Origin of the sequence: Salmonella sp. SAL4457 (genome assembly GCF_046548235.1) — a bacterium.
In the GTDB taxonomy this organism is placed as follows: domain Bacteria; phylum Pseudomonadota; class Gammaproteobacteria; order Enterobacterales; family Enterobacteriaceae; genus Salmonella; species Salmonella enterica.
The window spans coordinates 1-273 of sequence record NZ_JBGDZO010000465.1; the positions used below are offsets into that span (position 1 = coordinate 1).

General features: G+C 70.7%; 1 pseudogene. It reads right to left on the reverse strand.

Annotated features, from left to right (window positions below):
- Positions 1-273 (reverse strand): annotated as a pseudogene (locus tag ACLJNW_RS25065) (catabolite repressor/activator); the annotation flags it as partial.

Below are 273 nucleotides of genomic sequence, written 5' to 3' on the forward strand. Positions count from 1 at the left end.
TCGCTGATCACCGAGGCGAAGCGCTGCGGGTCGAGCTGGCGGTCGATGGCCACCACCGGCAGGCCTTCGGCGACCAGCCGGGCATGGGTATCATCCCCGGCCGGCAGGCAACTGGCGACGATCAGCGCGTCGCAGCGGCGCGCGCGGAACAGGTTGACCACCTGGCGCTCGGTCTCCGGCTCGTCGTCGGAGCAGGCGATCAGCAACTGGTAGCCGCGCGCCCGGGCGCCTTGTTCGAGTTGCTTGGCGAGGCGGGCGTAGCTGGGGTTTTCC